Here is a 25,717-nt window from a genome sequence, read left to right on the forward strand (position 1 = left end):
TGTGGTGGCGCGCAGGGGGCGGGTTCAATTGCAGTCACGCAGGTTTCCTTCTTTGGCTGCATTCTCAACGATCTGTGCGGCGGCATCTTCCATGGTCAGCCGCCATGCCATGGCCAGTTGGCGTAACTGGTCAAAGGCGGCCTCTTGGGATTTGCCCTGCGCGCACAGCAACACCACAGCCTGCACAACCGTCTGACGGGCCGACAGGCGTTGGCGCAACTGCTTGATCTCAGACGCAAAGCTGCGCCGGCGTTCAAACGACTGGCGCGCCATCAACAGGGCGGAAAAGGCGCCACTTGATCCAAGGGGTTTCAGCAACAATGCATCCGCCCCCATACGTGATGCCCATTCGATCCGTCCCGGTGCCTCGGACCCGACCAGCGCGATCATCGGCATGGGGGCGGCCCCCGGTGCCCAGGGGAATTGCGCGTCATACCCTTTGTCGGTGTCGTAAAACACAAAATCCGCCGTGATGGCCGAGGCCGGAACCTCGGGCCAGGCATGGGATACGCTCAGGCCGATGGCCTTTAACTGCCGTTCAAGTGCGGCGATGCCATCATGGGGCGCATGTGCGATAATGGCATGGGCCTGATCGAGGTTGGGAATGTCCATCACGGTGTTCATCGTGACACCACCTGCAAACTGGGCCGTGCCACATGGGGGTGGCGGGACGGGCGCGTCAGATAGGGATCGGGCGCGACGTTTTCCCAATGTTCGATGGTTTCAAAGACGCCGTTTTTCACCTGCGCGATTTTCACATCCAGCGTACGGTGGTGGGTGTCTGGGTCGATTCCGAACCGGGCCCCCTGATCGGCGATAAAGCGATCAAAGGGGGCTGTTCCGGGGTTGAAAGTATCGCGGCAAGGGTCAGAACCGACTGATACGATGTGATTTCCAGCGACGAAGACCGACCGTCCCCCGCATGTGTCGGGCAGAAATGCGGCCCGACCGAAACCAGCCCTTCGGCGGCTTGCCCCAGCAGGGGCAGTTCGGCTTCGGTCAGATTGCACGACACGACGGGGCAGGTTTCGGCGTTGAAATGCGCATCGCGCCGGCCCAGTTCGGCGTAGGCTTTCAGAAAGGCATAGGAACTGGCCCCTACCAGCGAATTCAGGATGAACCGGGGGCGCAGGGTTTCGATTTCAGCGATCAGGGTGGCGATGTCTTCGTCGTCGAGCGGCAAAAACCGTTCGCCCAGAACCTGCCCGCCGATTTCATCGGTCCGCATCCGCGCCACCCGGCAGGTTTCCCAGCCCCAGATATAATTGGAGCCGACCAGATAGGGGGTTTTGCCGAAATTCTGGAAACACCAGCTGAGCAGGGGCAGAAGGTGCTGATTAGCACAGGCATGGGAATAAATGACCCGGTTCGAGGTTTCGAACCCCTCATAGGGGGCGTTGTACCACAGCATCGCGCTGGTGCGGTCCAGAATCGGGATCACCTCTTTGCGCGAGGATGAGGTGACGCAGCCGATCACATGCCGCGCCCCCGAATTTGACAGAATGTCAGCGCAAAGGGGGCATAGCGTTCGATCTGGCCTTCGGGGTCGCGAAACACCGGGTTGAACCGGATGTTGTATTCCGGCGCGCGGTTCACCGCGTCGATCCCATCCATTGCCCCCTGCAAGAACGCCAGCGACAGCGCGGCATAGGTGCCCGACCGCGAATAAAGAACCCCAAGATCGACGATTGGCCGCACACCACCCCCCAAACGAAAACAGGCCCCAAGCGCACATGAAATGTGCAGCGTGGGGCCTGTATGCCATGCGGAATCCTCCGCGTTTCACAGGAAGGTTACCGAAACCTGTGCCGCTCTGTCCAGAGCCGTTCGCGCGTTCGGGCGTAAAATAACCCAAACACGTTGTTTTCGCGCTGAATATTTCGCCCGGTTGCGGTGGCGCGCAGTTGTGTTTCGGCGGGTCGGTTAACGCCCGATGGCATAGGCCTGCATCAGGCGCGGGGTTGCCGCGGCTTGCAGGGTGCCGTCGGGGTGGCGCAGGGCCGCGGTCAGGCGGCCAACGGTCCAGGGGTCGGCCACGGTCACCAGATGGCCCCGTGCGCGCAGCTTTGCGATGGTGCCGGGGCTGACGTTTGGTTCGATCATCATTTCGCCCGGCCTGGCCTCTCGCGGGAAAAAGCTGCCTTGGAAATGCAGCGAGTGAAACAGCGGCGCGTCGATGCCCTGTTGCAGATCCAGCCCGTGATGGACAAGGCGCAGGAACCAGATCAATTGCCATTGGTCCTGCTGATCGCCGCCGGGGGTGCCAAAGGCGATTTGGGTGCCATCCTTTTCCGCGATGCTGGGCGTCAGGGTTGTGCGGGGCCGCCGTCCGGGCGCAAGCGAGGTGGGCAGCCCGTCTTCCAGCCAGAACATCTGCGCCCGGGAATTCAGCGCAAAGCCAAGCCCCGGCACCGCCGGGCTGCTTTGCAGCCAGCCGCCCGAGGGGGTGGCGGCAACCATGTTGCCCCACCGGTCGATGATATCCAGATGCACGGTATCGCCGCGCTTTTCCGTCAGATGCGCCATGGTGGGTTCTTGTGGCGCGGCATGTGCCACCCCGAAATCCCGGGCCGCCCGGGCGATATAGGCATCGGCCAGATGTTCAAACCCCGGCACGCGGCCTGGGCGCTGTTCGAGCGAGGCTTGCGCCGTGATCAGGTGGGCGCGCTCGGTGTTATAGGCATCAGACAGCAGATGCTGCATCGGAATATCGCTGTGGGCGGGATCGCCGTAATATGTCTCGCGGTCGGCATAGGCGAGCTTCATCGCCTCGATCACGATATGCACGAATTCATCGCCCATCGGGTCCATCGCGGCCAGATCGAAATGGCGCAGGATCGCCAGGGATTGCAGCAGCACCGGCCCTTGCGACCATGGCGCGGTCTTGTGAACCTTCCAGCCGTGATAGGTGTAACTCAGCGTTTCCTCATAGCTGGCCGCCCAGTTTGCCATGTCGGAAGGGGCCAGAACGGCGCGGTTCTTTTGTTCAGACACATCATGCACTTCGGCGGTTTCGAGGAAATCGAAAATCGCCTCGGCCACGAAGCCCGACGACCACGCCTTGCGGGCGGCGTCGATCTGCGCGACGCGGTCATCGCCCGCCGCTTCGCCCGCCTGCACCAGCCGTTCATAGGTGTCGGCCAGATCGGGGTTTTTGAATATTTCATTGGGTTTGGGGGCCGTGCCATTCGGCACCCAGACCGCCGCCGAAGTCGGCCATTCCGCCGCGAAATACTCGGCCAGTCCGGCGATGGTATGGGCCACGCGGGGCAGTACGGGGTGGCCATTTCGGGCGTAATCGATGGCAGGTTGCAGCGCCGCGCGCAGGGGGATCGTGCCGTAATCGCGCAACAGCAACAGCCAACCGTCAAACGCCCCCGGCACCACTGTGGCCAACAGGCCGGACCCGGGGATGAGGCGCAGGCCCTGCGCGGTGTAATGGTCGATTGTGGCCGCCGCCGGGGCCACACCCTGGGCGCAGACAACCCGGGTTTCCCCCTTTGCGGCATCGTGAAACACAATCGGCAGATCCCCCGCCGGGCCGTTCAGATGCGGTTCGACAATTTGCAGGACAAAACCGGTCGCCACCGCCGCATCAAAGGCATTGCCGCCCTTTTCAAGAATCCCGAACCCGACCGCCGAGGCAATCCAGTGGGTTGAGGTGGTGACGCCAAAGGTGCCACGGATTTCGGGGCGGGTGGTGAAATCGTTCATGGGGTTTGGTCCTGTTTCCGGTCGCGCGGCGCTGTGGTCACGCCATGCTGAACCCGATATAGCGGTGCGCAACGTCCGGTGTCAAAGCGCGACCATGCGCCCCGCAAAGCCCGCGTGGCAGGGGCGCGGCCCCCTGGCCCGGGGGCGAAAAAGTTTGCGCCCAAGGGGTGTTTGTGCCGCATCCCCCTATATGTAGGGTCCACCTCCCGCTGCGGCTTGTTGTTGTTTCGGGTCAGTGAACCTGTTGCAGAGCGAGGCGCCCCATGAGCATTACCCTGGCCACCCGGATTGCCCGCCGTGAATTGCGCGGCGGAATCAAGGGGTTTCGCGTCTTTCTGGCCTGTCTTGCCCTTGGCATTGCCGCCATTGCTGCCGTTGGCACCGTGCGCGAAAGCATCAACCGGGGGTTGGAACATGAAGGCGCGTCGATGCTGGGCGGCGATGCGTCGATCCGGCTGACCTATCGCTTTATGCCCGAGGCCGAGCGCGCGTGGCTGGATCAACAGGGCGCGGTGTCGGAAATCGTTGATTTCCGTTCCATGGCCACGGTCACACGGGGCACTGACACCGAACGCGGGTTGACCCAAGTGAAGGGCGTGGATGGTGCCTATCCGCTTTATGGTGCGGTGAAACTGTCGCCCGAAATGCCGCTGGCGCAGGCCCTGGACGGGCAGGGCGGGCTGCCCGGTGCGGTGATGGACAAGGTGCTGATGGATCGGCTGGGCCTGACCCCGGGTGATACCTTTCGCCTTGGGGTTCAGGATTTTGTTGTCATGGCGGTTCTGGCTGTCGAACCCGATGGCGGGGCGAACGGGTTTAGCCTTGGCCCGCGTACATTGGTGCGCACCGGGGCGCTGGCCCAATCGGGGCTGTTACAGCCGGGCACCCTGTTTGAAACCGAATATCGCCTGCGCCTGCCCCCCGAGGCCGATCTTGATGCGGTGCAGGGGCAGGTTGATAGGCGGTTGAAAGACGCCGGATTCCGCTGGCGCGACCGGCGCAACGGCGCACCGGGGTTGACCCGGTTTGTGGATCAGCTCTCGGCGTTTCTGGTGTTGGTCGGCCTTGCCGGCCTTGCCGTGGGTGGGGTTGGGGTGGCATCGGCGGTACGTGCCCATCTTGAGGCGAAAACCGGCGTGATTGCCACGCTCAAAACCTTGGGTGCCGAGGGGCGGCTGATCTTTCAGGTCTATCTGATCCAGATTGCGGTGCTGACGGCCATTGGCATTGCGATCGGGCTGACCCTTGGCGCGGTGGCGCCGCTGCTGTTTGCGCCGTTGATCAAGGCGCATTTGCCAGTGCCGATCGAATTTGCGCTTTATCCCGTTCCGCTGATCGAGGCGGCGGTTTATGGCGCGCTGACGGCGCTTTTGTTCACCCTCTGGCCGCTGGCGCGCACGGAACAGATCCGCGCCGCCGCCCTTTACCGCGATATTGGCGCTGCGGGGCGGGTGATGCCGCGCGCGTTTTATATCGTGGTGCTGGCGGGCATTCTGGTGGTGCTGGTGGCGGTTGCGGCGTGGCTGTCGGGGCTGGCGATGCTTACGCTTTATGCCGCCCTTGGCCTTGGGGCCGCCTTTTTCGCGCTGCTGGGGGCGGCGGCATTGGTGCGCAGGTTGGCCCGGCGCGCGGCACGCAGCCCGCTTTTGCGGGGCGCAGCGCGCTGCGGCTGGCATTGGGTTCGGTCGGTGGGCCGGGAGGCGAGGCGGCGTCGGTGGTGCTGTCGCTGGGTCTGGGGCTGAGCGTGCTGGCCGCCGTGGGGCAGATTGATTCCAACCTGCGCGGCGCCATCGCCCGGGATTTGCCCGATGTGGCGCCCAGCTATTTCATGGTCGACATCCAGCCCGATCAACTGGATGGCTTCATGGCGCGTCTGACCGGCGATCCCGGCGTCAGCAAGGTGGAAACCGCGCCGATGCTGCGCGGCGTGATCAGCAAGATCAACGGCGAAGATGCCACCAAGGTGGCCGGAGATCATTGGGTGGTGCGCGGTGATCGGGGCATCACCTATGCCGCCGAACCCATGCCCGGCACCAAGGTGACAGCGGGCAAATGGTGGCCAAAGGATTACAGCGGCCCACCGCAGGTCAGCTTTGCCAGTGAAGAGGCGGCAGAGATCGGGTTGAAGCTGGGCGATACCATCACCGTCAATGTGTTGGGCCGTGACATCACCGCCGAAGTGACCAGTTTTCGCGAGGTTGATTTTTCGACCGCCGGAATCGGTTTTGTCATGACGTTCGATCCGGCCGCCCTGTCGGGCGCGCCCCACACCCATATCGCCACGATTTACGCGGATGAGGCATCCGAGGCGGCGATTCTGCGCGATCTGGCCAGTGCTTATCCCAATATTACCGCGATCCGGGTGCGCGATGTGATCGACCGGGTGACGGTGGTTCTGGGCGGAATCGCCTCGGCTATCACCTATGGGGCGCTGGCGACGCTGATTACCGGGGGTGTCGTTCTGATTGGCGCGGCGGCGGCGGGCGAACGGGCGCGCACCTATGAGGCGGCGGTGCTGAAAACCCTCGGCGCGTCGCGGGCCACCATTCTGGGCAGTTTCGCCCTGCGTTCGGCCATGCTGGGCGCGGCGGCGGGTGTGGTGGCGATTGTGGCGGGGGGCGCGGCAGGATGGGGCGTCAGCCGGTTCGTGATGGAAACCGATTTCGTGTTTGAACCGGTCTCGGCCCTGCTGATCGTTGTGGGCGGTGTTCTGGTCACGCTGTTGGCGGGGCTGGCCTTTGCCTGGCGGCCCCTTGCGGCGCGCCCGGCCCGGGTGCTGCGCAGCGCGCAATAGCGGTTATCGCCGGGCGGCGTCGATCACCTCGACCACCCGGTCACTGATGGGCAGATCGCCGCGCTGCACTGTGGCGATGGGCACCCATGCGGCGGCATCGGCATCATCCGCCGCCAGTGGCGTGCCGGATACATAATCGCATTGCACCGCCGCCAGAAGAAAATGAAACCGGACCTGCCCGGTGTCATCCCGTTCGATAACGTCGATGTTGGTCACATAGCGGCGGGGCCGCGCGATCACGCCGGTTTCCTCGCGCAGTTCTCGTGCGGCGGCATCAAGGGCGGTTTCGCCATGTTCCACATGCCCGCCGGGAAACCCCCACAGCCCGGCATCCGGTTCGTTCCGGCGCTGCACGAGCAAGACATGATCGTCGCGCAGAACAACGGCCAGTGCGGCAAGTTTCGGGAAATCATTCATGGGCCCACCTGACAACAGCGCCTGCGCAATTTCCAGCCGGACCAGAATCATGTGGTAGCGTGGGGCGGACTTGAACCGCCGACCCCAGCATTATGAGTGCTGTGCTCTAACCAGCTGAGCTACCACGCCATTCACATGGGCGCGAATTAGCCTTGCCGCGCGGCAGTGTCAAACAGAAACCGGCGCATTGTTGCGCAAACCTGTGCCATGTCACCGCGAATGCCTGAAATTGCCGCATCCTTGCCAACCATTGCCACAGTGATGCCAAGGAAAACATGCACAAACTTAAATAGTTCTGCTGGAGTTTTCCCGATGTCGCGCCTGCCACTATTTTTGCCCCGCCCTCTGATGTTCTACGCTGCGGCGTTGATTTTCGTCGGTCTGGCCTGCGTGGTGTTTTATTCCGAGTCGCAGGCGGCGGCGGCGCGGGCGCTGGCGCTGCGCCACGGCGCACCGGCCAGAGTAATGATCGAGGCGTTCGACGAAGCCACCAACCAGGGCCCAAGTGGCGAGGTGATGATTGCGGCGCAGATTGACGCCGCCCTACCGCTTCAGGTGTTTTACCGTCGGGGGCTGACCCGGTCCCGCGCGCTGGCCTATCCGGTGCTGGCCGTTGCGGCGGTGCGCGATGCAGCCACGCCGCCGCCAATCATCGGTTATTTCTATGTCGATGTGCCGATGCAGGATGCCGAGGTGATGGATGTTGCCAATCTGATGCCTCCGTTTGAAAAGGTCGGTGATTTCGGACCTGTCGCCACGCTTGATGGTGAATTGGGCGGTGCCGCGATGCTGGGACGGCGGGTGTCCGATCTGCTGCGCGCCGAGGGGCGGGTGGTGGCGGATCGCCTGCTGGGCGTCAGGATTTACGCGCAGGGGCGGGCCATCGCCCTGACCGCGTCCCGCCGCTCGGTCTGGCCCATGGGGTTTGTGCTGCTGGCCCTGTGCCTGTTGGCGGCAGGGGCGGGAACGGCGGTTTTCCGGGTGCGATATGAGGAACGCCAGCACCTGTTGCGGATCGCCGAACAGGGCCGCAACCGCCGGGGGGCGCCGTGCAACCGGCCAGCCACAAGGGCCGTCACCGTCTGACGCCACTGACACCGCAACCCGATCTGCCGCGTCCCGCGTCCGGGCAGGCCCGTCCCCTGAGCGCGCGGGCCTTGCAGGCATGGGATGTGTTGCGTGGTGGCGGGGTCAGAAATCCGCGGTGACACCGGGCAGGCGCAATTCGGTGATCAGATCACGCAATTCCTGACGGGCCGCGATGTTTGACATGTTCAGGTTGCCGACGCCGATATCCTTGAGATCAAGCAGGGTCAGCCCCCGGGGGAACAATTCGCGAAAGATCACCCGTTCGGAAAATCCGGGGGCGACACGAAAACCGATCCGTTTTGCCAGATGGCCCAATGCCTCGCCCATTTTCTTTTTGTTGTGCATCTGCTGGGCGCCCAGCCGGTTGCGCACAACGATCCAGTCAATGGGTTTCAGCCCCGCTTGCGCGCGCAACTGCCGCGCGTTCCAGACCATTTCGGAATAAACCGACGGGCCAAGGATGCGGTTGGTTTCCGCGTCCACCCGGGCCAGAAGATCGAAATCGACAAAGCTGTCGTTCAGGGGCGAAATCAGGGTGTCGGCCAATGAATGGGCCACCTGGCTCAGCCGGGTGTGGCTGCCGGGGCAATCAATCAGGATGAAATCGCTGGTTGCCTCCATGCCCGCGACGGCGGCTGACAGGCGACGATCATAGACGTTTTCGCCCGGTTCAAGCGCGTCAGGCGAAATATCGGGCAGATCGCGATATTCGGGAACCGGCAGATCCAGCCCCTTTTGGGCCAGATAATGACGCCGGTTCTCGACATAGCGGCCAAAGCTTTTCTGCCGCAGATCCAGATCCAGCGCCCCGACCCGGTGGCCCATCCGCACCAGTGCCGTTGCAACATGCATAGAGGTCGTGGATTTGCCCGACCCGCCTTTTTCATTTCCGACGACGATAATATGCGCCACGTGCCCGCCCTTGTCCCTCAGTCTGTCCGCCTGCGCGGTTTGCGCGGACTATATGGGCAGGGCAAGGGCAATTAAAGCGGGGAGGCCGCAAAAGAGATTTAAATGCCCCGGACGGGGATATTGCGACACGGGGCACGAAAAAGGCCGCCCCGGATAAGGGCGGCCTTGAACGAAACGTCACGGTGGGCTGGCTCAGAAGCCAAGACCCTCGTATTTTTTCTTGAACTTGGACACGCGGCCACCGGTATCCATCAGGCGGGTGTTGCCGCCGGTCCAGGCCGGGTGAACCGAAGGGTCGATGTCCAGCGACAGTTGATCGCCTTCCTTGCCCCAGGTGGATTTCATCTGCACCACGTCGCCATTGGTCATCTTGACGTCGATCAGGTGGTATTCGGGATGAGTATCTTTTTTCATCGGGCTGCTCCTCAGGCGGATTTGTCGGCGAGGGGCCGATAATTGGTGACTTCGGCGATACGGGCCGATTTGCCCCGACGCGCGCGCAGATAATACAGTTTCGCGCGACGTACCTTGCCGCGACGGATCACCGTGATGCTGTCGATGTTGGTCGAATGCAGGGGGAACACGCGTTCCACGCCTTCGCCAAAGGAAATCTTGCGAACGGTAAAGGAACCGGCAATGCTTTTGCCGTTCTTGCGCGCGATGCACACGCCTTCATAGTTCTGCACCCGGGTGCGGGTGCCTTCGGTCACTTTATAACCGACGCGGATGGTATCACCCGCCTTGAAATCGGGGATCTCTTTCCCCAGTGCGGCGACCTGTTCGGCCTCCAGCTGTGCGATCAGATTCATCTGAAAGCTCCTATGTTTGCACGGGTTTGCCCGCAACGTGTGATGCACCCTCAGAGCTTTGGTCATCCATCGGGTCCATATCGCGCGCCTTGCAATATGCCCGCCAGAGATCAGGGCGGCGTTCCTTTGTCAGCCTTTCGGCCATATCCCTGCGCCACTGGGCGATCTTGCCGTGATGACCCGACAGGAGAATGTCGGGGATGTCGCGGCCTTCCCATTGGGCAGGTTTCGTATATTGGGGGTGTTCCAGCAACCCGGTGGAAAAAGATTCCTCTTCCGTGGATGCGTGATTCCCAAGCACGCGGGGTATAAGCCGGACCGTGGCATCAATCAAGGCCTGAGCCGCGATCTCGCCCCCTGTCATGACGAAATCCCCAAGCGAGATTTCCTCGATGCCGTAATGCTCGATCACCCGTTCGTCCACGCCCTCGAAACGGCCACACAGCAGGGTGATGCCGTCGGTTTGCGAAAACCGCTCGGCCATCCGCTGATCAAAGGGTTTTCCACGGGGGAAAGGTAAATCAGCGGCCATTTGCCCCGATCCTGCGGCACGTCACGCTGGGCGTGGCGAATGGCACGCCCAAGGATGTCGGCGCGCAAAACCATGCCTGCACCACCACCCGCCGGCGTGTCATCGACGTTGCGGTGTTTGCCTTCGCCAAAGCTGCGCAGATCAATGGGGTCAAGCCGCCAAAGCCCGTCCTGCAAGGCCTTGCCGGTCAGCGATGCGCCCAGCACCCCGGGGAATGCCTCGGGGAACAGGGTGATGATGCGGGCGCACCATGCGCCTTTCAGGTCGGGCCGGTCGCGCATCAATTCGCGCGGCCGGGCCGTGGCCTGAATGGTGAGGCGCCCGTGGGATTTGGCGGGTGGTTCGTTTGTCATGGCGGGGGCCTACAGCACTTCTCGCAATACCTGAAGTATTCACCATCACCCGACGCGTTGAAATTTCTGATCTCAGGCCGCGTTGGGCGACGCAGGGCTTTGGCACATGTTTTGCCGAACGAAACCCGTGAAACCGCCCGCGCCGGGTCAGACGACCGCGATCAACCCGAACAGCACCAGCAGGAACAGCACCAGCGCCACACCGATCAGAAACTTTGCACCGGTCAGGGCAACCCCCGAGATCCGGCCAAAGCCGAGAAGCGCCGCAACAGCGGCAATGACAATCAGAACGAGAATGAGGTGAAGCATTGGTTTATCCCTTTTTGTGCGGCCCATTGGCCGGTTCAGGGGGATAACGCCAAAACGTGCCTGCCTGTTCCCGCCCTACGGCAACAGACCCTCGGGCGGGTCCGCGACGATACGGCCCGCCGCCAGATCGACGGTGGGAACAACCGCAAGGGTAAAGGGCAGCAGGATGGTTTCGCCCACGCCGGGCAGTTTCAGTTCCAGCAGGTCGGTCGCGCCGTGGTTTTGCACCGATTGCACGATGCCAATCAGGGCGCCGCCGGTGTCATGCACCGCAAGGCCCATCAGATCGGCGTGGTAATATTCATCATCCGGCAAAGTGGGCAGACGATCACGGGGCGCGAACAGGCGGGTGCCCCGCAGGGCGTCGGCCTGTTCCTTGGTCGTGACGCCCGACAGCCGGGCGGAAAAGCCGGTCTTGATATGGCCGGTCAGGGCAACGTCAAAGCGGCGCGCACCATCCCCGGTGGTGAGGGGGGCGTAATCGGCGATCGCTTGGGGATCGGCACAAAAGCTTTTGAGGCGAACATCGCCCCGCACACCGAACGATCCGGCGATAGAGCCGACACAGATCAGGTCTTCGTCAGGCATGGTTTTGGTATCCCGGCAGGAATTGCCCCGCGCCATGGGCGGCACGGGGCGATGGCTTTACTCTTCGGCGGGGGCGGCTGCCTTGGCGGCCTTTTCTTCGGCGCGGGCGACGGCGGCCTTGCCGGGGGCGCCCTTCTTGGCGTTGTTGCGAACCTTTTTGTCACGCAGGCCGGCCGCTTCGAGAAAGCGGGACACGCGGTCGGTGGGCTGGGCGCCGTGGGACAGCCAGTATTGAATGCGCTCGGCATCCATTTTCACGCGGTTTTCGTCGTCCTTGGCCAGCAGGGGGTTGTAGGTGCCCAGCTTCTCCAGAAACCGGCCATCGCGCGGCATGCGGCTGTCGGTGGCAACGATGGAATAATGGGGGCGCTTTTTGCTGCCGCCACGGGCGAGACGGATCTTCATGGCCATTTGGTGTTCTCCTTTGAATGGCTTGGTCGGGCTTTCGGCCCTCAGGATTTGTGGATTTCGTGGTGTTTGATGACTTCCTGGATGATGAAGGCCAGAAATTTCTTGGCGAATTCCGGGTCAAGATCGGAATCTTTGGCAAGGGCTTCGAGGCGGGCGATCTGCGTCGCCTCGCGCGCCGGATCAGAGGGCGGCAGATCGTGTTCAGCCTTGAGCGCGCCGACGGCCTGGGTGTGTTTGAACCGCTCGCCCAGAGTATAGACGAGGATCGCATCAAGGCGGTCGATGCTTTGGCGATGCCCCCTGAGCAGGTCGGCGGCGCGTTGGATATCGTCGGTCATGGCTGGCCTTTGAACTGCGGAACGGGGCGGCACAGGGCCGCACGTTCGGTCATTGGGGAAACCTGTGGCGGTAAACGATGGTGTCATCGGGCGTTTCGCCGTCGGGCAGGGGCGCGTCGGGGTCGGGGGTGGCCCCCAGACGGGCCGCCACCCGGGCCGAGCCGGTATTGCCGGGGGCGACATAGCTGACCACCGAGGCCCAGCCCAGCGTATCGCGCACAAAGCCAAGCGCGGCGCGGGCCGCTTCGGTGGCGTATCCGTGGCCTTCGGCGGTGTCCAGCAGGGTCCAGCCCAGTTCGGGTTCGGGGAAATGGTCGGGGTGGGAAACGCCCACCTGCCCGAGGAAGGCGCCGCCATCGCGGGCCTCGATGGCCCAGCAGCCGTGGCCGTCAATCACCCAACCGGCGCAATCGTTGGTAAAGGCATCCCATGCCGCGCGCCGGTCGCGCGGGCCGCCCATGAAACGGCTGCGGGGGCTGGCCCACATTGCCGCGAGCCGCGTCAAAATCGGCGCGGCGGTGGGCGCGCAGGCGCAGGCGGGCGGATTCAACCACCGGGATATGGCGGGCAATATCGGTCATGCTGCGGCCTGCGGGCCGGGGTGGCGCCAGATGTGGAATGTGCCGTGATCGGGATGTTCGAAACTGCCATCGGGCGTGGCCCCCATGCGCCGCGCCAGCGCAGGCGAGCGGGTGTTTTCAGGGGCGACGCAACTGATCAGGGTGGTCAGGCCACAGGTGTCATAGGCGTAGGCGCGGGCGGCCTGCGCCGCCTCGAACGCGATGCCGCGCCCTTCGCCCGCCTCAAAGACCGACCATGCCAGTTCGGGTTCGGGCCAGTGGACCGGAAAGAACAGCCCGACAATGCCAAGCGGGGTGTCATCATCGCGGTCGGCGACGATCCAGCGGCCAAAACCGCGCAGGTGCCAATGACCGGCGATTTCGGCAAGTTGCTCAAAACTTTGGGCCTCGGTGAACGGGCCACCAAGATAATGGCTGCGCCCGGACATGCGGAACGCGGTATAGGCGGGCAGGTCTGATCCGCGCGGGCCGCGCAGAATCAGCCGTTCGGTTGTGATTGTCGGAATCAGCATCGGGCGCACCTGTCGTGTGCCATCGCGGGCGTGGCACCTGTGGCCTGTGCCGGATGCCTCCGGCGGGAGTATTTGTGCCAGTAAAAAGCCATGGTTATTTTTTCTTGCCAAAGCCGGACAGGCCCGGGGGCAGGGCATTGCCGCCAAGGCCGGGCATTCCACCTGCGCCCGGGAAACCGCCGGGCAGCTTGCCACCCATCTGCGCCTGTGCCGCCTGCATTTCGGCCTCGGAGGGCATGCCGCCTTTGCCGAACATGCCTTTCATGGCTTGTTTCAGCATCCCGCCTTTGCCCATCTTGCCCATCTTCTTCATCATGTCGCCCATCTGGCGCTGCATTTTCAGAAGCTTGTTGAGTTCGCTGACTTCCAGACCGGCTCCCTTGGCGATGCGTTTCTTGCGGCTGGCCTGAAGTAGCGCGGGATTGGCGCGTTCTTTCTTGGTCATCGAGCCGATCAGGGCGATCTGGCGGCGCAGGACCGAATCGTCGAACCCCGCATCGGCCACCTGTTTTTGCATCTTGCCCATGCCGGGCATCATGCCCATCACGCCTTCCATGCCGCCCATTTTCAACATCTGTTCCAGCTGCATTTTCAGGTCGTTCATGTTGAACTGACCCTTCTGGAACCGGCGCATCATCCGTTCGGCCTGTTCGGCCTCGATGGTGGCCTGGGCCTTTTCGACCAGCGACACGATATCGCCCATGCCGAGGATCCGGCCCGCCACGCGTTCGGGGTGAAATTCGTCAAGCGCGTCGAGCTTTTCGCCCATGCCGACGTATTTGATCGGCTTGCCGGTGACGGCGCGCATGGACAGGGCCGCGCCGCCGCGTCCGTCGCCATCCATCCGGGTGAGGACAACGCCGGAAATCCCGATGCGTTCATCGAAGTTTTCGGCGGTATGCACCGCGTCCTGGCCGGTCAGGCCATCGACGACCAGCAGGGTTTCGCGCGGCTGGGCGATGTCGCGCACCGCTGTGACCTCTTGCATCAGCGCTTCGTCGATGGACAGGCGCCCGGCGGTATCGAGCATGATGACATCATAGCCGCCAAGACCCGCCTGGGTTCTGGCGCGTCTGGCGATGTCCACGGGGCTTTGGCCCGCGACAATGGGCAGGGTATCGACGCCGATCTGGGTGCCGAGGATGGCCAGTTGCTCCATCGCGGCGGGGCGGTTCACATCGAGCGAGGCCATGAGCACGCGTTTGCCATCGCGGTCTTTCAGGCGTTTGGCCAGCTTGCCGGTGGTCGTGGTTTTGCCCGAGCCCTGAAGGCCGACCATCAGGATGGCGGCGGGCGGGTTGTCGATGCGCAGCTTGCCGGGGTCTTCGTCATCGCCGGCCAGCACATGGACCAGTTCATCATGGACGATCTTGACGACCTGCTGGCCCGGTGTGACCGATTTTGTCACCGACTGGCCGGTGGCCTTGTCCTGTACCGCCTTGACGAAATCGCGGGCGACGGACAGCGAAACGTCGGCCTCAAGCAGGGCGACGCGCACCTCGCGCAGGGCAGTTTTTACATCGTCTTCGGACAGGGCACCCTGTTTGGTGAGCCGGTCGAACACGCCAGACAGGCGTTCGGACAGATTTTCAAACATGGCACGCGGTCCTTTGCGGGCGGTTGACGGATGGTCCGCATGTGGGGGCGGACCGTGAAAGTTTCAAACGGGGCAAGCCCCAAACGCCCCGAAGGGGGATCGACAATGCAATTGCGCCCCCACGGGCGATAGACAACGAAGTGCGCCCCCACGGGCGCAACGCGCTGGTGGGGGGCGATCCCGGCACTGTGGCAGGGACCGGAAGACATGGCAGACTCTCGGAGTTGCTGCGGGTTACCCAAAGGCGGCGGGCGAGTCAACGGGGATTGGGGGTGCAGATGAAAAACGGGCGCCAGAGATGTCTGGCGCCCGCTGTTTCGTGAGTCGTGTATATAGTGTCTTACTTTGCCTCATCAGCAAAGAAGCGGGCGGTTTGCAGGGATACCAGTTCTGCGGTGGTGTAATCGGCCGGGTTCACGTTGAGCGACGCGGCGAGTTGCACCTTGCCGGGCGCCAGGCTGTCGCGGTCCGATGCGGTGGGGTTGGATGCGGGCTTGGACAATTGGGTGATCAGGAAATCGTTGTTTTCGTGCTGTGCCCGATCAAGCAGGATGGCGCGGTTGGTGTCGCTGGCCGCGCTGCCCGAGGTCGAAACCCGCTCGGCCCCGGCCGACGCGAGGATGAATGCGGCCTTGGCGTTGCCGGCGGCGCCGCCTTCGCGCTGTGCCTGATCCAGTTGCACCAGCTGCGCGGTGGTCAATGTGCCGGGAACGACGCCAACCGAGTGGGACAGTTGGATTTCACCGGCAGAGAGGCTTTGGGCAGCGGCAGGGATAGCAGCGGCAGAGGCGGCGGCAACGGCGATGGCGGCAACAAATGCGTTCAGTTTCATGGTCTTGGTCCTTTACATAGGTGGCGGGCCGCAGCCCTGCCTTTGGTTTGTGTCTCTCGCGGCGGAGCGTGTCGTGCTGTTGTCCGCCTGCTGTGAGGGGTAGATGGCGTCGCGCGATGGCGAACGGTAGGGTTGAAATGAGAGGGGCACATGTGCGCGGGCGCACATCACAAAACGCGGCGCGCGCGACGGAATACGCGGCACATCCGTATGCCCGTAAAACAAGGCGCCAAGGCGCGCCCGCCGATCACGCGGGGCGTTTTTGTTGCGGCGGAAATGGCCCCGGCGGCGCAAATGTTTCAGAAATCACGGGCGCGGCGGGCAGGGAAAAACCATTCTGAAACAGGGTTTAATGCTGGCACGGGGGGAATGAGCATCGCGGCGGGCAGAGTGCCCTTGTCATGACGCCGGCGTGGGTGAGTCTTGTACTGTGGGGCGAAATATCATTTGGATGGCGCAGAGAATGAAAGGTGCGCAGAGACAATGACGATCACGACCTGGGATGAGATCAGAACCGCCTATCACGTGGCCCGGATGGGAACGGTCAGCGGCGCGGCTGATGTGCTGGGGGTGCATCATGCCACGGTGATCCGGCATATTGATGCGCTTGAGGGGCAATTGGGGGTCAAGCTGTTTCAACGGCACGCCCGGGGGTACACGGCAACCGAAGCCGGTGCCGATCTGTTGCAGGTGGCGCAGGTGACCGATGACCAGTTCACCCAACTGGCGGGGCGTATTCGCGGGCAGGGGGCCTCGGTGACGGGCGAGCTTGTGGTGACATCCGTTGCATCGCTGTCGCCGTTGCTGACGCCGGTTCTGGCGGGATTTCAGGCAGAGCACCCGGGCCTTGTGGTGCGGTGTCTGACCGATGAACGCGTGTTCCGGCTTGAATATGGCGAGGCCCATGTGGCGATCCGGGCAGGTTCCGTACCCGAAGAGGCCGACAATGTGGTGCAGCCGTTCGTCAGCGACGCGTTCGGCATTTACGGCAGTCGCGCCTATCTGGAGCGCCACGGAACCCCAAAGACCGACGAGGATCTGAAGCGTCACAAATTCGTGGCCAGCGACAATACCGACACCAAGGCGCCCTTTTATCAATGGCTGTTTGAAAATGTGCCGGCCAGTTGCATCACATACCGCACGACGGATGGCCGGGTGGCGCGGGATGCGATGCTGGCGGGGGCCGGGCTTGGGTTTTTGTCCACCTATGAGGCAAATATGACACCTGACGCGATTCAGGTCATGCCGCCGCGCAGCGCGTGGATCGCCCAGCTGTGGCTGGTCACCCATGTTGATATTCACCGGACCATGAAGGTCCAGAGCTTTTTGCAATACCTCAAGGAGGCGGCGAAAGGGTGGACGTTTTAGGGTTTGCCCCTGTGATGCCGCAAACATGGCGATTCTGTGGGCGCCCTCTGTGGGCAAGATGTCGCTTGTGGCGCAAAACTTAGGCGGAGTCGTGCCGAGGGGGCTTGTGTTATCGCCGATTCTGGCAAAAAAGCGGACAAAGGTGATGCGAAATGCGCCAAAGTCACTGGTGTCCCATTCGGGATACCTTTATCTTGTGGTACTTATTCGTGTAACGTGTTTTACGAGGCTCAACTCGAGATTTTGGTGAGGATCCAATGAAGATTTCCAATTACATCCCGACCGCCGCCGCTGGTGTGTTCGCTTTGGCAATGTCGGCAAGCGTTGCCGCGGCTGAAACATGCGTTATTGCGCTTCCGTTCGATTTTGGCAGTGCTGCCGTGTCGACGACCAACAAAGGCCTGCTCGACATTATTCGCAGCAAGTATAACGGCAACACCGTTGACCTTGCCGGCTATACCGACGCCGTGGGCAGCGAGGCTTCAAACCTGGCGCTGTCCAAGCGCCGCGGCCAGACGGTTTCCGACTATCTGACAAGCGGTACGTCGATCAAGGTGAACAACGTGACCGGTTTTGGTGAAAGCAATCTGAAGGTTGCTGACCTTGGCCCGAACCAGTTGAACCGCCGGGTTGAAGTGACCATCAACCCCTGCAAGGCGTCTGATTTTGACACTCTGCCCAATGGGGCCGGGCTTATGGGTGGTGCCGGTGCGGCTGCGGCTGTTCTGGGTGCGCTTGTCATCGTCGGTGCGCTGGGAACAAGCAACACGACGACCACCACGACCACCGAGTCGGGTGCTCCTGTCTGGGGTGGCGGCGGCAACTAAGGTTCCGCAACTGTTGTCCAGGATTTAAAGCGGCGCCTTCGGGCGCCGCTTTCGTTTTGCCATCCGCAAGGAACCATTGGGCACAGAGGTGCGTTCTCTCCTTAAGTTGAAAAGGGGAAGATCATGAATGGAATTATTTACCTGGTCGGGCTTGTCGTTATCGTTCTGGCGATTGTTCAGTTCGTTCTGTAACGGCGCCGGTTCCATCCAGTTCGGATTCAAGAAACCGTTCGAAGGCGTCCAGATGGACGGCTTCGAACTGACCAAAGGCCTGCATCCAGATCGACGCATCGCGCAGGGCGTCAGGTTCGAGTTTGCACCATTTTACCCGGCCGCGCTTTTCCTGGGTGATCAGGCCCGCCGCTGCCAGCACGCTCAGATGTTTTGACACTGACGCAAGCGAGGTGGAAAACGGATGCGCCACATCGGTGACGGCCATGTCATCCTCCAGCAACATCGCCAGAATCTCGCGCCGGGTCGGATCGGCCAGCGCGGCAAAAATAATGTCGAGTGTTGGGGCCATGAACCACCCTGTGCCAGCGCCCGGTATAATCGTCAACCGATTGGTTGAATATGGGGCGGGGTGCCATTTGCGCCAACCGGGCGTTCCGGCACCCGGGTATTTCAGAAAATATAACATAAAAACAGTAACTTGCGTCCAGTCAATGCCTGCTTGACTCGGGGCGTCCGCATTCATAGTGTCCGCGCAGCCGTCCAGAGGGGGTGAGCCATGGCCGACGATCAGAACGCCAAGCGTCTTGAGGCGCTGGAGCGCAAGATCGCCGCAGCCAAACAGGCACAGGCCCCCGCTGCGCGGAAGGATGAACATTATTCCACGGCGAATACCGCCTGGCGAATGGTGATAGAGCTTGTTTCCGGTCTTGGGATCGGGTTTGGCATTGGGTACGGGTTGGATGTGCTGCTTGGCACCCTGCCGATATTCATGCTGATATTCATTGGCCTGGGGCTGGCCGCCGGTGTGAAGACGATGATGCGCACCGCCAGAGAGCTTCAGGACGACGCGATACGCGCAGCGGGTTCCGGCCCGGATGCAAGGAAAAAGAAGGACTGAGGGCAAATGGCAGCCGAAGGCGGAAGCGGTCTGAGTATTCATCCCATGGACCAGTTCAAGGTCACGCCGCTGTTTGGCGACGGGCACGTGGGCATGTTCACCATCTCGAATGTCACGGTGGTGCTGGCGCTGGCCGTGGTGGCGGTGCTGTTGCTGATGGTGCTGGGCACCCGTGGCCGGACCGTGGTGCCCGGGCGCGCGCAATCGGTGGCCGAGCTTGCCTATGGGTTCGTCTACAAGATGGTTGAGGATGTGGCGGGCAAGGATGGGCTGAAATATTTCCCCTATATCATGACGCTGTTCCTGTTCATCGTCTTTGGCAACTTTCTGGGTCTGATCCCGATGTCGTTCACCACGACCAGCCACATTGCGGTGACCGGCACCCTGGCGATTGCCGTATTCCTGACGGTGACGATCCTTGGCTTTGTCAAGAACGGGCCTGCCTTTCTGGGTCTGTTCTGGGTGACCAGCGCGCCTTTGGCCCTGCGCCCCATTCTGGCGATGATCGAGCTGATCTCGTACTTTGTGCGTCCGGTCAGCCATTCCATTCGTCTTGCGGGCAACATGATGGCCGGTCACGCCGTGCTCAAGGTGTTCGCGGGATTTGCCGCCATCGGCGCTGTTGCCCCGATCGCCATCTTTGGCATGGTCGGCATCTATGCGCTTGAGGTCATGGTGTCCTTTATCCAGGCCTATGTTTTCACGATCCTGACCTGCGTGTACCTCAAGGATGCCCTGCATCCGGGACACTGACGGTCAGCCCGACATAACACAACATTACCTAATTCCATCGTAAGGAGAGAAGACATGGAAGGCGAATTCGCACAAATGGGTCAATTCATCGGCGCCGGTCTGGCCGCCATCGGTTCGGGCGTGTCCGCTATCGGTGTTGGTCACGTTGCCGGTAACTTCCTGGCGGGCGCCCTGCGCAACCCGTCGGCTGCCGCAGCCCAGACCGCGACCCTGTTCATCGGCATCGCATTCGCAGAAGCGCTGGGGATCTTTTCGTTCCTCGTGGCACTGCTGCTGATGTTTGCCGTCTGATCCCGATTGATCCTTACGGCCGGGGGGCGGAAACGCCCGCCCGGTGGATTGCACGGTTTCAAGGGGGACGACATGGCAACCGAAATAGCTGGGCACGGGGCCGAAACGGTCGCCCATGAGGTCGAGTCGGGGATGCCCCAGCTTGATTTCTCGACCTTCCCGAACCAGATCTTCTGGCTGATCGTGGCGTTGTTCGCGATCTATTTCATTCTGTCCCGTATCGCTTTGCCGCGTATCGGGTCGGTTCTGGCCGAACGGCAGGGCACGATCACCAACGATATCGCTGCCGCCGAAGAGCTGAAGCTGAAGGCGGTCGAGGCGGAAAAGGCCTATGACAAGGCGCTGGCCGATGCCCGCACCGAGGCAGGCCGTATCGTGGCCGCTGCCAAGGCCGATATTCAGGCTGATCTGGATGTGGCCATCGAAAAGGCCGACGCCGAGATCGCCGCCAAATCCGCCGAGTCGGAAAAGGCGATCAACGAGATCCGCGCCGGTGCGTTGGACAGCATCGAGGCCGTGGCCAAGGACACCGCCGAGGCGATCGTCACTGCGTTGGGCGGAACGTCCGACAAGGCGGCCGTCGATGGCGCCGTTCAAAGCCGGATGAAAGGGTGAGCGACATGGGCAAACTGACACTCACCCTGACCGCAGCATTGGCGGCAACGCCGGCGCTGGCGTCGTCGGGTCCGTTCTTTTCGCTGGGCAACACCGATTTCGTGGTGCTTATCGCGTTTATCCTTTTCGCGGCGGTGCTGATCTATTTCAAGGTTCCGTCGACGATCATGGGCCTTCTGGACAAGCGGGCCGAGGGCATTCGCGGCAATCTGGACGAAGCGCGCAGCCTGCGCGAAGAGGCCCAGACGCTTTTGGCCTCTTACGAGCGCAAGCACGGCGAAGTGCAGGCACAGGCCGACCGCATCGTCGCCGCCGCCAAGGAAGAGGCGAACGCCGCCGCTGCCAAGGCGCGGGCCGATCTTGAGGTTTCGATCGAACGGCGCCTGCGTGGCGCCGAAGAACAGATCGAATCTGCACAGGCCAGCGCCGTAAAAGAAGTGCGCGACCGCGCAATTCAGGTGGCTGTGGCCGCCGCCGCCGATGTTCTGTCAAAGGACATGGATGGCAAGCGGGCCTCCGGGTTGATTGATGAATCGATCAAGACGGTTGAAGCAAAGCTGCACTGATCCGGTTCGCGGATTGCGAATGGAAAGGCCCGGCGCTGTCAAGGCACCGGGCCTTTTGCGTCAGCGGGCCTGTTCGTGATCCAGCCGCTGGCGGGCAATCTCTTCGTTTCGTTCGGCGTCTTGCTGGTCGGACAGGGCGGATTGAACATAATCGAGATGGGATTCAACCGCCGCCCGGGCCGCAGCCGGATCGCGCGCCTGAATCGCGGAATTGATCACGCGGTGCTGATCCAGCAGCATGGCGCGGGTGGTGTGCTGTTTGAACATGATCTGACGGTTGTAAAACACCCCTTGACGCAGCAGATCGTACATCGACCGCATCATGTGCAGCATGACGATGTTATGGCTCGCCTCGACAATGGCAAGGTGGAAAGCCGCGTCAAGCTGGGCCTCGTGGGTGGCCTCCTGGCGGGCGTGGGCATCTTCCATCTTGCGCAGCAGGGTGTCGATCAGGCGCAGGTCGGTCGGGGTGCCGTGGCGCGCGGCCCGTTCGGCGGCCAGCCCCTCCATATCCCGGCGAAATGCGGTGTAGTCGAACACCGCTTCGGGATGGGCCGCGAAAAGCTGGGTCAGGGCAGGGGGAAAGGCGGCGCCCAGTTGATCGGAGACGAAAATTCCGGCGCTGGCGCGGCTTTCGATCAAGCCGCGCGATTGCAGATCGGCCACCGCCTCGCGCAGGGACGGGCGGGACACGCCCAGTTTGTCGGCCAGATCCCGTTCAGACGGGAGCCGTTCACCCGGGCGCAGGATGCCGCGCAGGATCAACAGTTCGATCTGACGCACCACGGCAGTCGAGAGCCGTTCCGGCTGAACTTTTTGAAATGGCATTGTGCTGCGCCCCGTTGAATTGGTCAGATTATATGACCGGTATTGTGGTCGGGCAAGACCACGAAAAAGGCCGGGCGCAGTGGCCCGGCCTTTCGAACGTCTGTGGCAATCCGATCAGTTGGTCGGACGGATGATGATATCGACGCGACGGTTCTGGGCGCGTCCCTCTGGGGTGAGGTTGGAGGCAACGGGGCTGCCTTCGCCCATGCCCGTGGCGCGCAGACGCGACGACGACACACCGTTCGAGGCCAGAACCGATGTAACCGCCTGTGCGCGGCGCTGGGACAGGTTGAGGTTATAGGTGCTGGAGCCGGTGTTGTCGGTATGGCCCTGCACCTCGACGATCGAATTGGGATAGCGGTTGAGGTTGGCGGCCAGAACCCCCAGATCGCTTTGCAGCCCATAGGCAACATTGGCGCTGTCGGTGGCAAACAGGATATCCTGCGGCATCCGCACCAACAGATCGTTGCCACGGTTCACCACTTCGATCTGGCCATTGCCGAAATCGTTGCGCAGTTCGGCGGCCTGTTTATCCAGAACGTTGCCGATCACACCGCCGGCAGCGGCGCCAAGGGCGGCGCCGAGTGCGGCGTTTTTCAACCGGTCATTGCCGCTTTTGTGGGTGCCGCCCAGAACGGCACCGATGGCCGCACCGGTCAGCGCGCCGGTGCGGGTGCGATTGGGATCGCCGGTCATCGGATCGGTACAGGCGGTCAGGGCCAGCGCGCCGGCGCTCAGGGTCATTAAGGCATATCTGGTGGGAATCATTCTGTCCTCGCTCGAATTACGACACATCTCCAACGCGTGATATAGGGTATTGGGTTCCATCCGTGACAGTGGGAAAACCGCAATCGGCGGATGATCGCCGCATTTTTTCGTGATCTCTACACCCCGGTTTGCGCCGATTCATGGGCCAGCATGGCGCGTTTCACCGGCAGGCCCCAGTGATACCCGCCCAAACCACCGGATTTGCGCAGGGCGCGGTGACAGGGAATCAGCCAACTGACCGGGTTGCGCCCCACGGCGGTGCCGACGGCGCGCACGGCCTTTGGGTTGCCGATGCTTTGGGCGATTTCGCCATAGGTCGTGACATGGCCGGTCGGGATGGTCAGCAGCGCCTCCCAGACCTGTAACTGAAACGGGGCACCGATCAGGAACAGCGGCGTCGGGGCATCGCCGGGCGCCGCGCCAAAGGCAGAAAGCGCCCAGGGGCGCAGCATGTTTGCATCCTCAACAAAATCGGCATGGGGCCAGCGTGCCATCAGATCGGCGCGCGCCGCCGTTTCACCGGTTTCGGCGGTAAAGGCCATGGCGCAGATGCCCTTGTCGGTGCCCATGATAAGGGCGGGGCCGAAGGGGCTGTCGAACATTCCCCAAAAGATGGTCAGGCCGGCGCCATGGCGGGCGAAATCGCCGGGCGACATGGATTCCCAGCGCAGGAACATATCATGCAGGCGCGACGTTCCCGACAGGCCCACGGCATCGGCGGTGGCCAGCGTGGTGAACCTGTCACGCAGCAGGGTTTTGGCATGGCCAAGGCGCAGGTATTGCTGAAACCGCTTGGGCGAAATCCCCACCCAACGTGAGAACACCCGCTGAAAATGCGCCGGTGACAGGTTCATGTCGCGGGCGATGTCCTCAAGCGTCAGGTCACGCCCTTCGGGGGCATCCAGACGGTCGATGGCGCGGCGCATGAGGGGCCAGTAATAGCTTTGTTCCGGGTTTGACATGGGGTGCCTTTCTGTCGTTACCGTCAGAATAGGCGCTGCGCGGCTGGTGGGCGATCCGGTTTTTGCGCATTGGCGCGGTGCGCGGTGGTTTCCGGGCTTGTTTGGGCCGGGGCGCTTGGGCATTAGGGGGCATGGTGAAACAACTTTCCTATTCCACGATCCACGAGATTTTCAGCCGGTTTCAGGCGGCCGAGCCTGAGCCCAAGGGCGAGCTGGAGCATGTGAACCTGTTCACGCTGGTGGTTGCCGTCGCGCTGAGCGCACAGGCGACCGATGCGGGGGTGAACAAGGCCACGCGCGGGTTGTTTGCCATTGCCGACACCCCCGAGAAAATGCTGGAGTTGGGCGAGGCAGGGGTGGTCGAGCATATCAAGACCATCGGCCTGTTTCGCAACAAGGCCAAGAACGTCATCAAGCTGAGCCAGCTTCTGGTTGATGAATTCGGCGGGCAGGTGCCATCGTCGCGCGCGGCGCTGCAATCTCTGCCGGGGGTGGGGCGCAAGACGGCGAATGTGGTGCTGAACATGTGGTTCGGCATTCCGGCACAGGCGGTGGACACCCATATCTTTCGCTTTGGCAACCGCAGCGGCGTGGCACCGGGGCGCAATGTGGATGTGGTGGAACGCGCCGTTGAAGATCAGATTCCCGCAGAATTTCAACTGCATGCCCACCATTGGATGATATTGCACGGACGTTATGTGTGTCTGGCGCGCAAACCCAAATGCGCCGCCTGCCTGATCCGCGATCTGTGCGCCTATGAGGAAAAGAACCTATGAAAAAGTTTCAGGTTGTCGGGATCGGCAATGCCATGGTGGATGTTCTGGCCGCCTGCGAAGATGCGTTCCTGACCGAAAACAATGTCGAAAAAGGCATCATGCAACTGACCGACATGGCGCGCGGCGTTGAACTCTATGGCAAGATCGGACCGGCCAAGGAAATCAGCGGCGGATCGGCGGCTAATACCATCGCCGGCATCGCCCATCTGGGCGGACGGGCCGCCTATGTGGGCAAGGTGAAAGACGATCAACTGGGCGCGATCTTTGCCCATGATCTGCGCGCGCAGGGGGTGAGTTACAACACGGCCATGGCGGGGCCAGAGGCGACGGGCGAAACCGGGCGCTGCATCGTTCTGGTGACGCCCGATGGCGAACGCTCGATGAATACCTATCTGGGCGTGACCGAATTTCTGGCGCCCTCTGACATCGACCCGGCGCAAATGGCCGAGGCCGAGTGGATCTACCTTGAGGGCTATCGCTTTGACGGGCCTGACAGCCACGCCGCCTTTGCCAAGGCGATCACGGCCTGCAAGGGGGCGGGGGGCAAGGTTTCGCTGACCCTGTCCGATCCGTTCTGTGTGGGCCGTCACCGGGATGCGTTTCGCGATCTGATCCGCGATCATGCTGACCTGTTGTTCTGCAACCGGGCCGAAATGTTGTCGATGTATGAAACCGACGATTTCGACGCGGCACTGGCACAGGCGGCATCCGAGGTCGATATGGTCGCCTGCACCGACAGCGCGCAGGGCGCCCATGTGTTGACTGGCGGGAAATATTGGCATGTCCCGGCCACCAGGGTGACTGTGGTGGATGCAACCGGCGCGGGCGATCTGTTTGCCGGGGCGTTTCTTTGGGCGCTGACCGCGGGCCATTCCCCCGAGGAATGTGGACGCGCCGGGTGCATCGCCGCGGGCGAGGTGATCAGCCACATTGGCGCCCGGGCCGAAACCGATCTGCGCGCGCTGTTCGCCCAACACGGGCTGACCTGAGCCACCTTCCCGACAGTATTTGTCATGTGGTTTTCGTTGCGCGGTGGAAATCCGGCGTTACTCTGATCCCGTTGTCTGTTGGGATTGGAGGGTGTCATGATATTTTCGCAATTA

At 62.3% G+C, this 25,717-nt stretch carries 32 protein-coding genes, 1 tRNA gene and 2 pseudogenes; 11 read left to right on the forward strand and 24 right to left on the reverse strand.

Annotation, left to right across the window (positions count from 1 at the left end; all coding sequences use genetic code 11):
* Positions 1–24 precede the first annotated feature (24 nt).
* The 5 genes from AC0L7P_RS07685 to AC0L7P_RS07705 all read right to left on the reverse strand — a co-directional run bounded on the left by AC0L7P_RS07685 (position 25) and on the right by AC0L7P_RS07705 (position 3,714).
* Complete coding sequence (locus tag AC0L7P_RS07685; RefSeq protein ID WP_473435172.1) at positions 25–624, reverse strand: ANTAR domain-containing response regulator; 600 nt, start codon at positions 622–624, stop codon at positions 25–27.
* Complete coding sequence (locus AC0L7P_RS07690) at positions 621–758, reverse strand: hypothetical protein (protein WP_473435173.1); 138 nt, start codon at positions 756–758, stop codon at positions 621–623. Before AC0L7P_RS07690 ends, AC0L7P_RS07685 begins: the two co-directional genes overlap by 4 nt.
* On the reverse strand, positions 755–1,477 hold the full coding sequence (locus tag AC0L7P_RS07695) for a transporter substrate-binding protein (protein WP_473435174.1): 723 nt from the start codon (positions 1,475–1,477) through the stop codon (positions 755–757). The genes AC0L7P_RS07690 and AC0L7P_RS07695 overlap by 4 nt, the downstream gene beginning before the upstream one ends.
* Positions 1,474–1,698, reverse strand: coding sequence for a hypothetical protein (locus AC0L7P_RS07700; protein WP_473435175.1), 225 nt, complete (start codon positions 1,696–1,698; stop codon positions 1,474–1,476). The genes AC0L7P_RS07695 and AC0L7P_RS07700 overlap by 4 nt, the downstream gene beginning before the upstream one ends.
* Positions 1,699–1,923: 225 nt before the next feature.
* Positions 1,924–3,714, reverse strand: coding sequence for a gamma-glutamyltransferase family protein (locus AC0L7P_RS07705; RefSeq protein ID WP_473435176.1), 1,791 nt, complete (start codon positions 3,712–3,714; stop codon positions 1,924–1,926).
* 263 nt (positions 3,715–3,977) lie between these two features.
* Between AC0L7P_RS07705 and AC0L7P_RS07710 the strand changes: the two are divergent.
* Positions 3,978–6,508 (forward strand): annotated as a pseudogene (locus tag AC0L7P_RS07710) (ABC transporter permease).
* 3 nt (positions 6,509–6,511) lie between these two features.
* Here the strand turns inward: AC0L7P_RS07710 and AC0L7P_RS07715 are convergent.
* Positions 6,512–6,925, reverse strand: coding sequence for an NUDIX hydrolase (locus tag AC0L7P_RS07715; RefSeq protein WP_473435177.1), 414 nt, complete (start codon positions 6,923–6,925; stop codon positions 6,512–6,514).
* Between the two features lie 52 nt (positions 6,926–6,977).
* Positions 6,978–7,054: transfer RNA gene (locus AC0L7P_RS07720), tRNA-Met, on the reverse strand.
* Positions 7,055–7,237: 183 nt separating this feature from the next.
* Here AC0L7P_RS07720 and AC0L7P_RS07725 point away from each other — a divergent pair.
* Entirely contained in the window at positions 7,238–8,011 is a 774-nt protein-coding gene (locus tag AC0L7P_RS07725) for a hypothetical protein (protein WP_473435178.1), read from the forward strand.
* Positions 8,012–8,116: 105 nt separating this feature from the next.
* Here the strand turns inward: AC0L7P_RS07725 and AC0L7P_RS07730 are convergent, their stop codons facing one another.
* From AC0L7P_RS07730 to AC0L7P_RS07790, 13 genes and pseudogenes are all read right to left on the reverse strand, one after another.
* A complete protein-coding gene (locus AC0L7P_RS07730) occupies positions 8,117–8,926 on the reverse strand; it encodes a division plane positioning ATPase MipZ (RefSeq protein WP_473435179.1) in 810 nt (269 codons plus the stop codon).
* A gap of 192 nt (positions 8,927–9,118) precedes the next feature.
* On the reverse strand, positions 9,119–9,340 hold the full coding sequence (gene rpmE, locus AC0L7P_RS07735; protein WP_473435180.1) for a 50S ribosomal protein L31: 222 nt from the start codon (positions 9,338–9,340) through the stop codon (positions 9,119–9,121).
* Positions 9,341–9,351: 11 nt separating this feature from the next.
* A complete protein-coding gene (gene rplS / locus AC0L7P_RS07740; protein WP_473435181.1) occupies positions 9,352–9,735 on the reverse strand; it encodes a 50S ribosomal protein L19 in 384 nt (127 codons plus the stop codon).
* Between the two features lie 10 nt (positions 9,736–9,745).
* A pseudogene (gene trmD, locus AC0L7P_RS07745) lies at positions 9,746–10,620 on the reverse strand (tRNA (guanosine(37)-N1)-methyltransferase TrmD).
* 147 nt (positions 10,621–10,767) lie between these two features.
* Positions 10,768–10,929 (reverse strand): DUF1328 family protein, encoded by a 162-nt coding sequence (locus AC0L7P_RS07750; protein ID WP_473435182.1) that lies wholly within the window; start codon positions 10,927–10,929, stop codon positions 10,768–10,770.
* Between the two features lie 75 nt (positions 10,930–11,004).
* On the reverse strand, positions 11,005–11,517 hold the full coding sequence (rimM, locus tag AC0L7P_RS07755; RefSeq protein ID WP_473435183.1) for a ribosome maturation factor RimM: 513 nt from the start codon (positions 11,515–11,517) through the stop codon (positions 11,005–11,007).
* A gap of 57 nt (positions 11,518–11,574) precedes the next feature.
* Complete coding sequence (rpsP, locus tag AC0L7P_RS07760) at positions 11,575–11,928, reverse strand: 30S ribosomal protein S16 (protein WP_473435184.1); 354 nt, start codon at positions 11,926–11,928, stop codon at positions 11,575–11,577.
* Between the two features lie 41 nt (positions 11,929–11,969).
* Positions 11,970–12,266, reverse strand: a complete 297-nt coding sequence (locus AC0L7P_RS07765) for a chorismate mutase (protein ID WP_473435185.1) — start codon at positions 12,264–12,266, stop codon at positions 11,970–11,972.
* A gap of 49 nt (positions 12,267–12,315) precedes the next feature.
* Positions 12,316–12,726 carry a GNAT family N-acetyltransferase gene (locus tag AC0L7P_RS07770; protein WP_473435186.1) on the reverse strand — a complete coding sequence of 137 codons (411 nt, stop codon included), beginning with the start codon at positions 12,724–12,726 and terminating at the stop codon, positions 12,316–12,318.
* Positions 12,656–12,847 carry a hypothetical protein gene (locus AC0L7P_RS07775; RefSeq protein WP_473435187.1) on the reverse strand — a complete coding sequence of 64 codons (192 nt, stop codon included), beginning with the start codon at positions 12,845–12,847 and terminating at the stop codon, positions 12,656–12,658. The genes AC0L7P_RS07770 and AC0L7P_RS07775 overlap by 71 nt, the downstream gene beginning before the upstream one ends.
* On the reverse strand, positions 12,844–13,359 hold the full coding sequence (locus AC0L7P_RS07780; RefSeq protein ID WP_473435188.1) for a GNAT family N-acetyltransferase: 516 nt from the start codon (positions 13,357–13,359) through the stop codon (positions 12,844–12,846). The genes AC0L7P_RS07775 and AC0L7P_RS07780 overlap by 4 nt, the downstream gene beginning before the upstream one ends.
* A gap of 94 nt (positions 13,360–13,453) precedes the next feature.
* Positions 13,454–14,956, reverse strand: coding sequence for a signal recognition particle protein (ffh, locus tag AC0L7P_RS07785; protein ID WP_473435189.1), 1,503 nt, complete (start codon positions 14,954–14,956; stop codon positions 13,454–13,456).
* A 340-nt stretch (positions 14,957–15,296) separates the two neighbouring features.
* A complete protein-coding gene (locus AC0L7P_RS07790) occupies positions 15,297–15,788 on the reverse strand; it encodes a hypothetical protein (protein ID WP_473435190.1) in 492 nt (163 codons plus the stop codon).
* Positions 15,789–16,271: 483 nt separating this feature from the next.
* Here AC0L7P_RS07790 and AC0L7P_RS07795 point away from each other — a divergent pair, with 483 nt between their 5' ends.
* Positions 16,272–17,156 (forward strand): LysR family transcriptional regulator, encoded by an 885-nt coding sequence (locus AC0L7P_RS07795; protein ID WP_473435191.1) that lies wholly within the window; start codon positions 16,272–16,274, stop codon positions 17,154–17,156.
* 257 nt (positions 17,157–17,413) lie between these two features.
* Complete coding sequence (locus AC0L7P_RS07800) at positions 17,414–17,983, forward strand: OmpA family protein (protein WP_473435192.1); 570 nt, start codon at positions 17,414–17,416, stop codon at positions 17,981–17,983.
* 157 nt (positions 17,984–18,140) lie between these two features.
* Here AC0L7P_RS07800 and AC0L7P_RS07805 read toward each other — a convergent pair whose 3' ends face one another.
* Positions 18,141–18,506, reverse strand: coding sequence for an ArsR/SmtB family transcription factor (locus AC0L7P_RS07805; protein ID WP_473435193.1), 366 nt, complete (start codon positions 18,504–18,506; stop codon positions 18,141–18,143).
* A gap of 207 nt (positions 18,507–18,713) precedes the next feature.
* Between AC0L7P_RS07805 and AC0L7P_RS07810 the strand changes: the two genes are divergently transcribed.
* The 5 genes from AC0L7P_RS07810 (at position 18,714) to AC0L7P_RS07830 (ending at position 21,280) form a co-directional block, all read left to right on the forward strand.
* On the forward strand, positions 18,714–19,055 hold the full coding sequence (locus tag AC0L7P_RS07810; protein WP_473435194.1) for an AtpZ/AtpI family protein: 342 nt from the start codon (positions 18,714–18,716) through the stop codon (positions 19,053–19,055).
* 6 nt (positions 19,056–19,061) lie between these two features.
* Positions 19,062–19,808: a F0F1 ATP synthase subunit A gene (locus tag AC0L7P_RS07815; RefSeq protein ID WP_473435195.1), complete on the forward strand. Its 747-nt coding sequence runs from the start codon at positions 19,062–19,064 to the stop codon at positions 19,806–19,808.
* Between the two features lie 54 nt (positions 19,809–19,862).
* Positions 19,863–20,099, forward strand: a complete 237-nt coding sequence (locus AC0L7P_RS07820; RefSeq protein WP_473435196.1) for a F0F1 ATP synthase subunit C — start codon at positions 19,863–19,865, stop codon at positions 20,097–20,099.
* A 72-nt stretch (positions 20,100–20,171) separates the two neighbouring features.
* On the forward strand, positions 20,172–20,714 hold the full coding sequence (locus AC0L7P_RS07825) for a F0F1 ATP synthase subunit B' (protein WP_473435197.1): 543 nt from the start codon (positions 20,172–20,174) through the stop codon (positions 20,712–20,714).
* Between the two features lie 5 nt (positions 20,715–20,719).
* Positions 20,720–21,280, forward strand: coding sequence for a F0F1 ATP synthase subunit B (locus AC0L7P_RS07830; RefSeq protein WP_473435198.1), 561 nt, complete (start codon positions 20,720–20,722; stop codon positions 21,278–21,280).
* 60 nt (positions 21,281–21,340) lie between these two features.
* Here the strand turns inward: AC0L7P_RS07830 and AC0L7P_RS07835 are convergent, their stop codons facing one another.
* The 3 genes from AC0L7P_RS07835 to AC0L7P_RS07845 all read right to left on the reverse strand — a co-directional run bounded on the left by AC0L7P_RS07835 (position 21,341) and on the right by AC0L7P_RS07845 (position 23,838).
* Positions 21,341–22,108 (reverse strand): FadR/GntR family transcriptional regulator, encoded by a 768-nt coding sequence (locus AC0L7P_RS07835; protein ID WP_473435199.1) that lies wholly within the window; start codon positions 22,106–22,108, stop codon positions 21,341–21,343.
* A gap of 114 nt (positions 22,109–22,222) precedes the next feature.
* Entirely contained in the window at positions 22,223–22,852 is a 630-nt protein-coding gene (locus tag AC0L7P_RS07840) for a YiaD family glycine zipper/OmpA-like lipoprotein (protein ID WP_473435200.1), read from the reverse strand.
* Positions 22,853–22,992: 140 nt separating this feature from the next.
* A complete protein-coding gene (locus AC0L7P_RS07845) occupies positions 22,993–23,838 on the reverse strand; it encodes a methylated-DNA--[protein]-cysteine S-methyltransferase (protein WP_473435201.1) in 846 nt (281 codons plus the stop codon).
* 131 nt (positions 23,839–23,969) lie between these two features.
* Between AC0L7P_RS07845 and nth the strand changes: the two genes are divergently transcribed.
* Together nth and AC0L7P_RS07855 are read left to right on the forward strand one after the other, a co-directional pair.
* Positions 23,970–24,614: an endonuclease III gene (gene nth, locus AC0L7P_RS07850; RefSeq protein WP_473435202.1), complete on the forward strand. Its 645-nt coding sequence runs from the start codon at positions 23,970–23,972 to the stop codon at positions 24,612–24,614.
* Complete coding sequence (locus tag AC0L7P_RS07855) at positions 24,611–25,603, forward strand: adenosine kinase (protein WP_473435203.1); 993 nt, start codon at positions 24,611–24,613, stop codon at positions 25,601–25,603. Before nth ends, AC0L7P_RS07855 begins: the two co-directional genes overlap by 4 nt.
* Positions 25,604–25,717: the final 114 nt, after the last annotated feature.

The sequence above is a fragment of the Oceaniglobus sp. K40-3 genome, from assembly GCF_055808395.1.